Genomic DNA, 10,680 nt, shown 5'->3' with positions numbered 1-10,680 from the left:
GGCCCAAAGCGAAGAGCAACCGCTGACGCAATGGGCCGACGGGTCAGGTGCCGCGAGCGACGGGCCCGTTGCTGCTTGTCGTGCGGCGCCGGCGGCGCATCACGATGACCGCCACGACGGCCGCGCCGAGCAGTGCCATGGCGAGGAGGCCGCCGTACGGTACGGTGCCGAGCAATCCGTAGTCGCGCCACAGCCACAGCGACGTGGCCGTGAATACTCCCGCGGTCGTCGAGCGCGCGCTCGGCCCGCCCCGTGCCAGCGCGGCGAACAGGAAGACCGTCAATACGGCCAACGGCGCCAGGATCTCCGTCATCCACAGCGTCTGCGTGGTCCACGTCGTCTCCCCGGCGGAGCCTTTGAACCAGGCGAGCGTATGGGTGAGGAAACTGGTCCACGGCCACGGCCGCGATCACTGCCCGGTCGCCGGCACGGACCGGTGGCAGGTCCGCCGGGCAGCACAGCAGGATCAAGACGATCAGTACGGGATGGAGGATGTCCGAAGTGGCGGCCAGCGGGCGGTCCAGGTACTGATGGTAGATGAGGTAGTCCGCCTCGAACACCCACTTGGTCACCGGCGGGGCCACCACACCGAAGACAGCGAGCAGCCTCGCCGGCGCCCACCGTCCTGCGGCCCCGCACAGCACCGCCAGCGCACAGGCCAACGTGACACACTCATTGACGACCCACCCACCAGGTCTGCCGTCTGCCCTCCGTCCGCCCATATCTGCGCGGTCCACTCGTCGGTCCACGACGTGCTGTTCACCAGCACACCGAACAGAGCGGGGGCGCACACGACAGCCAGGACGTAGGGCGCGGCGGCGGCCAGGAAACGCCCGGGGCCGTCCGCGGAGGTCAGGCACAGGTGCACCCGCAGCGCGTGCCGGACCACATCGGCGGCCTCTCGCAAGCGCACCAGGCGCCCGGCGCCCCGGATCACGTCGGCATGGATGGCGGCGATCTCCGGCCCGTGCTCGCGGTGCTATGACGCCGGGTACAGACGCAAAAGCCGTGAGGAGGGGGCCTGTTCGGGTTCCTCGGTCACGCGCTGGCTCCCTTCGGGCCGGTCCGGTGGACCGCGAGCCGGCGCTCGGCCTCGACGGCAGTCGCGCGCAGGCGCTCGGCCTCGGCGGACAGCGTGGCGCGCCCCTCCGGTGTCAGGGCGTAGGTGCGACGGGCCCGCCCGCTGACGGTCTCCTCGCTGTGGACCTGAATCTGTCCGTCTTCGAGCAGGCGTTGCAGGGCGCTGTAAAGGGTGCCGGTCCGCAGCGTCACGCGCCCGTCCGAGATCTTCTTGACCTCCTGGGTGATCGCGTAGCCGTGACGGGGCTGGTCCGCCACCGCGCACAAGATCAGTGAGGTCGGCTCCTGCAGAGATCGTCTCTTCATGCCCCCACCATAGGTAGCACAACAATATATGTCGATCAGCTACCTATGATCGTGGGCATTCGTCGGTCAGTTCAGCGTGTGCTGCTTCTTCTTGCCCGACACGAACGCTCGCGTGGCCCGCGGTCGGCCGCGAGCCGGCGGACCTGCACCTCGGTGACGTCCAGCCGCAGTACGACACCCTCGGCCCGGGCGTCGGCCAACACGTGCTCGGCTGTCCGAAGCCGCAGGTTCAAACCCGAAGCGCGCTTGCTGCTCGCTTGGGAGATGTCGGGAGTGGGGCGTATTTCGACTCGCCGCTCAGCTGCGCGCTTCCAGGGCGCGCAGGGGCGGGCGATGAGTGGCAACTACCTGACGACGTTTCCGGCCGGCCCGTACCGGCAGCCCAGTGGCACGACAGCGTAGAAGTCGTTCACTGCGGCGCCGGCTCCATGGTGGGCAAGGGATTCATTCCGTTGGCCTCTCCTGGCCTGGACCAACGGGAACGGGGGCGCCAGCCGTGCGCAGCACCATGGCGCATCCCATGCCTCACCGGGGCCCCTGTGGGGCGACGGTCTGCTACTACAGGCGCGAGTCGATCCAATCGCGCACGTCACGACGGAAGAGCAGCATGGCGGCTACGGGCATGCCCAGGACGACCAGCACCAGTAGGCTCAAGGCGACGAACGCCGACCTGGCGTAGGCGGGAAGCGTCGCCAGCACGAATGCCAGCAGGAAGACGGGGACGAAGACGCCCTGGATGCGGGCCATCATGATGACGTAGGGCCCGCCGCGCCACACCCGGTACCCGCACGTGGCCACGACGGCCACCCACAACCACATCGGCCAGGCCGCGGACAGGAAGTCGAGGACGCTGTCGTGGCCTGTGGTGGAGAAATCACTGGGCGCGTCGGTGCTGACATCCACGGGAGTGCCGGAAGAGCCGGCGAAGGCCTTGGTGACGGCGGCGTTGACAGCTTTGGCGAGGAGGGCGGCGAGGGCGGGCAACGCAAGGGGGATCAGCCAGAACGCGGCGATCAGCGGCATACTGAGCTTCACCGCCCACGGGCGCGGCGTCGTGGGCGTGACCCGTGCCGGCACGCCGGCCCGCTGGTAGACCGTCCGCAGTGCGCGTGGCAGCGCCCTCTGTGTGCGACGCGCGAGCCCGATCAGCGGGAACCTGCCGTCCAGCATCTCCCAGTGTGGTGTCCAGTCACCGTCGAACCAGATCGCGGCACGGACGTAGCGCCCCCGCAGGAGACGGTGTCGCATCCGCGCCGGCGGGTGGTGCGGCAGCCCGTTGGGGAAACGGCCTCCCAACGCCTCCCGGAACCGGCCGTATTGTTTACGGTCACGACTGACGACGAGGATCAGGCGGGTGGGATCGTCGCGGCCCACCACCTGATCGACCTCCCAGGCAAGACTCCGGCCCGCCCCGGCGACCAGCAGGACCAGCGCGGCACGATCGAGCGCGGCGAGTACTTCGGCCCGCCATGTCTCGTCCGAGGCGTAACTGCGCTCGGCGCCGAGCCTCGGCAGCCGGTCGGACGGGCGCCCGAGCGCGACCATCCGCCCGAACGGTGCGACCGCACGGCCGACTTGGTCCTCCTCGGTGCGCAGATGGGCGGGCGTCGGCAGCAATGACGAGAACAGCAGAAGAAACCACCGCAGTGCGGCCACCCGGGAAAACCCGGTGTCGTCGGAGAACGCCCGGAGGAACAACACGACCCGCTCGTCGGCGGGGAGTCCCTGAAGGCTGGTCAGGACGGGCGTCAGATGCTGCCGTCCCCGCAGTACCCCCCATGCCCCGGCCACCACCAGGGCCGCCCCGGCCGCCAGCAGCCCCCAGCCTCCCCAGGCCGTTGCGCTCCCGTAGCGGATGCCCAGGCACCCACTGCCCAGCGTCAGCGCGACCCAGCCCAGGGTGCTCAACCTGCGCCCCAGTAACGGAGATTGCTCGATCACGGCCGCCTGACGGGGCGGACGGCTTGTCCGGGACGGCTTCGTACCTTCAGTGCGGCGTAATTCCGGCATCTCATTCCATACGGGTCGGTCGGTGCGCGCTGTCCTTTTGACGGTAGTGCTGAGAAGATCCGCCTGTGGGGACATCAGGGGACGCAACCGTGCAGTGGTTATGGGACCGCCAAAGCTCATGGTCGCAGGCGGCCGACCACGCCAAGCGCGCGATCGGGCGGGCCAGGACCGTCGCCCTCGTGCTGGGCGTGACGGGGGCCTGTGCCGGCACCGCTGCTGCGCAGATCATGGCGTGGAGCGACGAAGCAGGGAAGGCCCTGGCGTTCCTGACGGCCCTCGCGGTGGCGCTCGTGCCGCTGGCCACCAAGAGGGCAGGCCCCCAACAGGTGCGCGACTGGACCAGGTTGCGCTCCGTCAGCGAGGAACTCAAGAGCGAGATCTACGCGTACCTCGCCCGCGTCGCCCCCTACCGGGACGCGGACGCCCCCCAGGTACTCCTGGACCGCACCGAGCGGGTCATCACGGAAGCCTCCGACCTGGTTGCCCGCACCCTCCCCTGCACCCCGCGCCGGCGCGCGCTGCCCGCCGTCACCGATATCGTGTCCTACCTGGAGCTGCGGGTCGTCGGCCAGGTCGAGGGCTACTACCGGCCCCGGGCCGCGCACATGAGCCGACGGAACGCCCAGGTTCGACGGGTGGAACTGGCGTTGGCCGCCACCGCCGCGGTACTGGGCGCGATATCCGGCGTCTTCGGGCAGGACTGGACCACCGCGTGGGTCGCGACGGTCACCACCGTTGCCGCCGCGGTCACCGCGCACGCGGCGGCCTCCCGATACGCCTACCAGGAGGTCGAGTTCTCCCGTACCGCCGCGGAACTGGAGAGCCTGACGGCCCGCCGCGCCGAGGCACCCGACGCCGCCACCGACGACGCCTTCGTCGAGCAGTGCGAACGGGTCATCTCCGCACAGAACGAGGGGTGGATGGCCAAGTGGTTCAGCGAGTAGGCCACTGCGGGGGCCACTGCCCGGAATGCCCGTCACCGGCACGGGTGCGGCTCTGCCCCGACGCGCGGTGCCGGGCTGGGTGAGCCGGGTTCCGGCCGGGCCGGCTTCTGCCCGTACAGCGGCAACCGACGGACACCAGCCGGTGGGCTGGTCGAGCATGCAGTCCTCCGGGCCGCCCCGGTCACAGGACCAACCGTCGGCGGCCGCAGAGGTCGGGCAGCTGCGGCGGCCCATGAACGTGTTCCTTTCAGGGGTGGTTGTCGCCAGTGGTGGGAGGAATCGTCGATTCTGTGGACGGCTTGCGTGGGAAGCAGGTTGGTGTTCGTGATGGGTGACGATCCTGGTCAGGGTCAACGACATGGGCCGGCACACGCTGGAGCCGCAGGGGTACGTGATAACCGCGGAGGAAGTCCAGGCGGGTCAAGACCGACTGCTCGCGCCCCTCGCCGAGGCGGGCGCGGAGCTGATCCTCATCGAGCCGTTCCTCCTGCCGGGCTCTCTGAAGTGCGACCGGGCCGCCGTCTCGACGCGGTGGATCAGGTGGGCGATCAGCATGGTGAGTTGGGGCCACAGCGCGCGGGGAAGGTCGTGGCCCATGCCGTCGATGATGGCGAGCTCGGCGCCAGGGACGGCTGCGGCGGTGGCTCGTCCGCCGCTCATGTCGATCATCACGTCGTCGGTGCCGTGGATGACGAGCGCGGGAAGTCGTACGGACCGCAGCTGTGCCGTGCGGTCCCCGGAGGCCATGGCCGCGGCGAAGTGGCGCACCATGCCCGCGGGGTCGTGACGCCGGTCGTAAGCACGTTCGGCCCGCTCGGTCACTGCGGCCTCGTCGAACGCGAAGTCCGGGGACGCCACGGCTCGCAGGGCCCGGAGCTGCCAGGCGATGAAGCTCTGGCGGTCCTGTGGGGGCGTCCCCAGCACCGCGAGCGCGGTGGAGTCGGGCCGGCCCACCGTACGGTCACCGGTGCTCGACATCATCGACGTCAGTGAGCGGACACGCTCGGCGTGCTCGATGGCCACGGTCTGGGCGATCATGCCGCCCAGCGACGCGCCCACCAGATGGACGCTGTCCAGGTTCAGTACGTCGAGCAGGCCGATGATGTCGTCGGCCATGTCCGACAACGTGTAGGGCGGCGAGGGAAAGCCGCCGTCCAGTGTGGTCTGCAGGTCGGGTACCGGCAGGTCGGGAAGGTGCGACGACCGGCCGGCGTCCCGGTTGTCGAACCGGATGACTCGCAGGCCGCAGCGGACCAGTTCAGCGCAGAACTCCTCGGGCCAGGCGATCATCTGCGCACCGCCGCCCATCACCAACAATACGGGCGGGGCATGGTCGTCGCCGAAGCATTCGTACGCCACCCTTATCCGCGACGGGCCGACATTCAGAGCTTGTCGTTCAGCCATTGCCGGACCACCCCGATCGGAAGAAGCTGGACGACCGTAAAGATACTGACGTTTCCTGTGGTCGCGTTATCGAACATGGAGGATGTACCGCTACGAGAAGTCCGGCTCCTGGGTGCGTACGGGGACGGTGCCGCCGGTGGCGGGACTCGTGTCGGCCTGGTGCGGTGGCCCGCTGTGGACGGGTGGCCCGTGGGTGCCGTGGTCGGCACTTCGGTGTCGTCCTCGGGTGCATGAGTCTGAAGAGGGCAGTGCTCGGTAATGACGATCCAAAGGGGACTTTGAGGCTCCGGAGGTCACATCTCGCGGAGGGAAGATGGCCGAATCACGACACCGGCCCATCAGGGCTGGTCACGAAATGGAATATCGGACACCAGTGCGCCGACTCGACAACTCTTTGTCCCGAAGGGGCTTTTAGCCAAGCCTAAACGTGGGATGCTCTTAGTGAGGGCGCGTCCGCCAGGACGCCTCAGCGACTGGGGGTTGCAATGGCCGGGACAGGCATAACCGCAGGCACTTTACTCGCTCGCCAAGCCACGGCCTCGCTCGTAGGACTTCTCGCCGAGCGCAACTTGAGCCGCAAGGATCTCGCCAGGCGCATGGGCGTGACTCCGGGAAGGGTCAGTCAGATCCTGTCGGGCGACGAGAACCTCACACTGCACTCCCTCGCTCACATCGCCGAGGCGCTGAGTGCCCACGTCGAGGTCCAGTTCTACGATCCGCCGCACGCCACCCAGTCGGACGCCGGTGAGCGTCACGTCCCGGAGGGCGGGCCGGCCCGCCCGTACGTCCCCACCCCGCGCTAGCTCACCGCGGGCGGCTGCCGACGCGAGTCGTCACGGAGGAGGATCGACGCCGGCGCGCGGCATCGAGGCCATGCCGTTCACCAGCGTGGGACTGCTTGTCCTTGATGGCCTCGATCTTGCGGTCGGCCGCACGGTTGCCGGACTTGTAGGCGATGCCGAGCAGGAAGCAGCAATGCTGCTCGGCGCCGGCCCGGGTGCTGCGCATCTTCCTCTCCGTCGCCGTGGAGTCCTCACCTGCGGCCATATTCAGTTTCTGTGCGTTGCGTTCCTGTGTGGTCCATGCCCGCACTGCGGCCTGAGCTTCTTTGTGCGTAGTGATGATCGCCCGCTTCGTCGCGTTGGTGCGCTGTTTCGTTCTTCCGGGGATCTCGGCCCGTTGCAGCAGGTGGTTCTTGACATCCTCGATGAAGCCTTCGAGCTCGAAGCTGTCGCAGAATCCTTCGGCCAGGTGCAGGCTCCAGTCGGCTTCGTCGCTCTTAACCTGTTCGGCCAGGCGTTCCAGCAGCACCGAGTTGTACAGGGTGAGGACTTTCAAGACGATGTCGGTGGACTGCTTCGGCTGTTCACGGCCGGTGCGGAACACGACCGCCACCCCTGCGGCCGCCCCGACGATCGCCGGGGGAACGCTCGACGCGTACGGAACGAGCAGGGTGCTCGCCAGTCCGGCCACGGATGCCGTCCAGAGGACGAAAATGACGAAGCGGCCGCGTGATGCCGCGGTCGCCAGTATGCGTCCCTCCCCGCGGAAGCGGATCAAGAGCGCTACCCACGTCACGACCGCGCAGGCGGCTACCGGAAGCCACCACTCTGTACCTGTCACATCGTCCCCCACTGTGAACCTGCCACCGCTCGGCAGTGAGCACCGGCCGGACCGGCAGCGCACGACCGGTCCCTGTCAGCCCGCCCCGCAATGTCAAAGATGCTCCCATCGGAATACGGGGCGCGTGTAGCTGTCCGTCCTGCGCCGGGAGCCGACGGGCCGTATCTCGCCATTTCGATGTTCCGCCGAATCTGCCGGGGCAGGTCTGTGATGGCGAATGACAATGCAACAGGTTCGCAGTAAGGACTTCAGCGACCTGGCCACTCATGATTTCCCGGTCAGCCCGTGCGGGATCGTTAATTCGTGCCGGATGCTTCACTTCGACCATTTCGATTTGTACGAGGAGAGGTGGGTGCGCGTCAGGGTTGCCGAGGGAAGTGCGGGGGAGAAGCCGGTGGCCACTGCGAGAACTCGGCGTATCGACGGCTCCGCGGGCGCGGCCGGTGGTGGTGCAGGAGCACCACTCCTTCGCCGCCGACGACCGGCGGCTGGTGATGGCCGGGCCGGGCCGCCGCCGGGCCGTACGGGTCATGCGCAAGCACCGCCTGGCAGAGTGCCTGCTGGCGGACGTGATCGGCCTTCGGTGGGCGGGAACGGAGCGGGAGTGACCGGCGGGAGGGGAGTGCGCGTGCCCGGCGCCGAGCAGGCGACGATTCCCCGCGGGCTCAGTGACCACATCTTCGTGGAGATCCCTGGTGGCGTACCGCAAGGAGACGAACTCCGATGATCCGTATGCTGCTGCGCGTCCTCGGCCACGAGTACGCCCGGCCGACGCTCCGCACCGTGGCCCTGATGACGGCGGCCGCGGTTGCCGAGGGCCTGTCCTACGCCCTGCTGGTTCCCGTACTGCGGGCCCTGTTCGGTGGCGCGCCCGCGGACGCCTGGCCCTGGCTGCTCGCGTTCGGTACCGCGGTCGCGGTCTACGCCGTACTGCGGTACGTCAGCGACCGGTCCGGTTTCCACGTCGGGACCGCGCTCCTGCGCGGCACGTACCACCGGCTCGGCAATCACCTGGCCCGGCTGCCCCTCGGCTGGTACGGCGCCGGCCGCGTCGGGGAGGTGTCCGTCCTCGCCGGCCGCGGTGTCCTGCAAGCGATGAGCGTGGTAGCGCACCTGCTGGCACCGCTCATCTCCGCCTGTGTGACTCCACTGACGATCGTCGCCGTGATGCTCGCCCTCGACTGGCGCATGGGACTGGCCGCGGCGGCTGCCGCACCGGTCGTGGCGGCGCTCCAGATCCGTACGGGACGCTCGCGATGGCCGCCGGGGATGCGGAGCGCGCCGCACGCGACCACGAGGCCACCGGGCGGGTGATCGAATACCTTCGCGCCCAGCCGGTGCTGCGTGCCGGCGGCCGGACCGCCGAACGCTTCCGACTGCTCGACGACTCGCTGCGGGAAGTCCAGCGCGCCGCCCGCGGGTCCACGCTGTCGGCGCTGCCCGGAGCACTGGGGCTGACGCTCACGGTGCAGGTGGTGTTCACCGTACTGCTGGCTCTGGGCGCCCACCTCGTGCTCGGCGGGGACATCGGCGTGGCGGAGGTTCTGACGATCCTGGTGCCGGCCGCCCGCAGCGCGGACCCGCTGCTGTCGTTGACGGACATCGGAGGCAAGCTCCGCGGTGCCCGTTCCGTGATGGCGAGCCTCGACGCGATCTTGCGCACCGAGCCGCTCCCGGAGCCTGCCGAACCGGTCCGGCCGGTGGATCACGGCTTGGAGTTCGCGTCCGCCACCTTCCGGCGCGGCGACCGCACGGTGATCGACGACGTGTCGTTGTCCGTGCCGGCGGGGCAGCGGCTCGTCGTGGTCGGACCGTCGGGCGCGGGCAAGAGCACCTTGCTGCAACTGCTGGCCCCGTTCCACGACGTGGACGCGGGCGCGGTGCGCGTGGGAGGCGTGGACGTACGCGCCGTCAGCACGGAGGTGTTGACGGTGTAGATCGCCATCGTCTTCCAGGCCGTCTGTCTCTTCGACGGTACGATCGAGGAGAACGTACGGCTCGGCCGCCCCGACGCCACCGAAGCCGAGGTGCGGGCGGCGGCCACCGCGGCGCGGCCGGACGAAGTGGTCGAGCGGCTGCCCGGCGGATGGGCGACGCACGTGGGCGAGGGCGGCGCGCTGCTGTCAGGCGGTGAACGCCAGAGTGTCTCGATCGCGCGAGCGCTGCCGTCGTGCTGCTGGACGAGGTGACCTCCGCACTGGACCCGGTGAACGAGGCGGCCGCCCACGAAGGCATCGAACGCCTGATGGCGGGCCGGACGGTCGTGATGGTCGCGCACCGGATGCATACCGTCCGGCGCGCCGACCGCGTCGTCTTCCTGGACGGCGGCCGGATCACGGAGGACGGCAGCCACGACGCACTGCTGCGACGCGGGGGCCGCTACGCCCACTTCTGGAGCATCTCCCGCACACCGGCGGCGAGTGCGTGAGCCGGTCCTCACCGCCCGCCTGCGTGAGGTGGACGCCCCTTTGCATACGCGAACCGGTCATCCGCTACGGCAGCACGTCCGCCAGTTCCTCCTGGTAGGGGAACGACCCGGGTGCATACCCGCACCACGGCTCCTCGGCGTACGGGTCGCCGGTGACGGCGTGAGCGCGGGAGCGCGAGCCGCCGCACACGTGGCGGAACTCGCACCGGCCGCACCGGCCGCACCGGCCGCCCAGGCGGTCTGCGTCGCGAAGACCGGTGAAGAGGTCCGACTCGCGGTAGATCCGCGTGAGCGGGCGGGTGCGGACGTTGCCCGCGGACAGCGGGAGGAAGCCGCTGGGGTGCACGGTGCCGGAGGGGGAGACGGTGGCCTTTACCCCCGTACACGTGCCGTAAACGATCAGTTCCAGCAGATCGGAGCGCTGGAAGGGGTCGCCTCCGGTGATGACGAACAGCGGAGCGGGCCGGCCGAAGTCGGCGACCTGGTCGATCAGGCCCTTGGCGGCCCGGGGGTCCAGCTCGTGGGGGTCTCGGCCGGGGACCGCGGTCGCCCGGCAGTGCAGACAGGCCAGGGGCAGGCGCGGGTCGATTCCCAGATGACGATGAACGGCTTGTCCGCCACCGCCTGGTGCTGCCGGCGGACCGGGGGGCGCCGGTCACCGGGGGAGGGAGGAGGGGAGGGGGAACAGAACGGGGCTGCCGGCCGGCCGCCGGGTGTGGTCGCGCATGAGAGGTGCCTCCGATTCGGTCTCCTTCAGCATGCGGTCGAGGTGGCGCCCGCCGGGGGCGTACGGCCCTGGCGGCGGGTCGTTGGTCCCGCGTGGCCGAAAACATTCGGGGCCCTGTGGCCCGGCGCTGCGGGACACTTCGCCCACCGTTCCCCGTA

General features: G+C 69.6%; 10 protein-coding genes and 3 pseudogenes. 6 read left to right on the top strand and 7 right to left on the bottom strand.

Going from position 1 to position 10,680, the window contains the following annotated elements:
* Positions 1-43 precede the first annotated feature (43 nt).
* From ACZ4Z1_RS23770 to ACZ4Z1_RS23755, 4 genes and pseudogenes are all read right to left on the bottom strand, one after another.
* Complete coding sequence (locus tag ACZ4Z1_RS23770) at positions 44-313, bottom strand: hypothetical protein (RefSeq protein ID WP_468488614.1); 270 nt, start codon at positions 311-313, stop codon at positions 44-46.
* A gap of 725 nt (positions 314-1,038) precedes the next feature.
* On the bottom strand, positions 1,039-1,386 hold the full coding sequence (locus ACZ4Z1_RS23765) for a PadR family transcriptional regulator (protein ID WP_468488613.1): 348 nt from the start codon (positions 1,384-1,386) through the stop codon (positions 1,039-1,041).
* Positions 1,387-1,458: 72 nt separating this feature from the next.
* Positions 1,459-1,613: pseudogene (locus tag ACZ4Z1_RS23760) on the bottom strand (transposase family protein); the annotation flags it as partial.
* Between the two features lie 331 nt (positions 1,614-1,944).
* Entirely contained in the window at positions 1,945-3,294 is a 1,350-nt protein-coding gene (locus tag ACZ4Z1_RS23755; RefSeq protein WP_468488612.1) for a hypothetical protein, read from the bottom strand.
* 191 nt (positions 3,295-3,485) lie between these two features.
* Here ACZ4Z1_RS23755 and ACZ4Z1_RS23750 point away from each other — a divergent pair, with 191 nt between their 5' ends.
* Positions 3,486-4,340 carry a DUF4231 domain-containing protein gene (locus ACZ4Z1_RS23750; RefSeq protein ID WP_468488611.1) on the top strand — a complete coding sequence of 285 codons (855 nt, stop codon included), beginning with the start codon at positions 3,486-3,488 and terminating at the stop codon, positions 4,338-4,340.
* A gap of 420 nt (positions 4,341-4,760) precedes the next feature.
* On the opposite strand, the gene ACZ4Z1_RS23745 is transcribed toward ACZ4Z1_RS23750, so the two are convergent.
* Entirely contained in the window at positions 4,761-5,744 is a 984-nt protein-coding gene (locus ACZ4Z1_RS23745; RefSeq protein WP_468488610.1) for an alpha/beta fold hydrolase, read from the bottom strand.
* Between the two features lie 596 nt (positions 5,745-6,340).
* On the opposite strand from ACZ4Z1_RS23745, the gene ACZ4Z1_RS23740 reads away from it, so the two are divergent.
* Positions 6,341-6,547 carry a hypothetical protein gene (locus ACZ4Z1_RS23740; RefSeq protein ID WP_468488609.1) on the top strand — a complete coding sequence of 69 codons (207 nt, stop codon included), beginning with the start codon at positions 6,341-6,343 and terminating at the stop codon, positions 6,545-6,547.
* Position 6,548: 1 nt separating this feature from the next.
* Here the strand turns inward: ACZ4Z1_RS23740 and ACZ4Z1_RS23735 are convergent, their stop codons facing one another.
* Positions 6,549-7,304 (bottom strand): hypothetical protein, encoded by a 756-nt coding sequence (locus tag ACZ4Z1_RS23735; protein WP_468488608.1) that lies wholly within the window; start codon positions 7,302-7,304, stop codon positions 6,549-6,551.
* Between the two features lie 536 nt (positions 7,305-7,840).
* On the opposite strand from ACZ4Z1_RS23735, the pseudogene ACZ4Z1_RS23730 reads away from it, so the two are divergent.
* The 4 genes and pseudogenes from ACZ4Z1_RS23730 to ACZ4Z1_RS23715 form a co-directional block, all read left to right on the top strand.
* Positions 7,841-7,972, top strand: a pseudogene (locus ACZ4Z1_RS23730) (iron dependent repressor, metal binding and dimerization domain protein); the annotation flags it as partial.
* Between the two features lie 118 nt (positions 7,973-8,090).
* On the top strand, positions 8,091-8,681 hold the full coding sequence (locus ACZ4Z1_RS23725) for a hypothetical protein (protein ID WP_468488607.1): 591 nt from the start codon (positions 8,091-8,093) through the stop codon (positions 8,679-8,681).
* Positions 8,624-9,556, top strand: a pseudogene (locus ACZ4Z1_RS23720) (ATP-binding cassette domain-containing protein). The gene ACZ4Z1_RS23725 and the pseudogene ACZ4Z1_RS23720 overlap by 58 nt, the downstream one beginning before the upstream one ends.
* Positions 9,538-9,795: a hypothetical protein gene (locus ACZ4Z1_RS23715; protein ID WP_468488606.1), complete on the top strand. Its 258-nt coding sequence runs from the start codon at positions 9,538-9,540 to the stop codon at positions 9,793-9,795. Before ACZ4Z1_RS23720 ends, ACZ4Z1_RS23715 begins: the two are co-directional and overlap by 19 nt.
* Positions 9,796-9,859: 64 nt before the next feature.
* On the opposite strand, the gene ACZ4Z1_RS23710 is transcribed toward ACZ4Z1_RS23715, so the two are convergent.
* Positions 9,860-10,141 carry a hypothetical protein gene (locus ACZ4Z1_RS23710; RefSeq protein WP_468488605.1) on the bottom strand — a complete coding sequence of 94 codons (282 nt, stop codon included), beginning with the start codon at positions 10,139-10,141 and terminating at the stop codon, positions 9,860-9,862.
* Positions 10,142-10,680 lie beyond the last annotated feature (539 nt).

It is taken from the genome of Streptomyces sp. NPDC030165 (assembly GCF_055573595.1).
Note: the sequence above shows the minus strand (reverse complement) of the source record. Positions and strands in the feature narration are given on the sequence as shown.

Coding starts and splice junctions, on each gene's coding strand:
- ACZ4Z1_RS23770 (WP_468488614.1), bottom strand. CDS start 313: ATGACGGAGATCCTGGCGCCGTTGGCCGTATTGACGGTCTTCCTGTTC.
- ACZ4Z1_RS23765 (WP_468488613.1), bottom strand. CDS start 1,386: ATGAAGAGACGATCTCTGCAGGAGCCGACCTCACTGATCTTGTGCGCG.
- ACZ4Z1_RS23745 (WP_468488610.1), bottom strand. CDS start 5,744: ATGGCTGAACGACAAGCTCTGAATGTCGGCCCGTCGCGGATAAGGGTG.
- ACZ4Z1_RS23740 (WP_468488609.1), top strand. CDS start 6,341: ATGGGCGTGACTCCGGGAAGGGTCAGTCAGATCCTGTCGGGCGACGAG.
- ACZ4Z1_RS23725 (WP_468488607.1), top strand. CDS start 8,091: ATGATCCGTATGCTGCTGCGCGTCCTCGGCCACGAGTACGCCCGGCCG.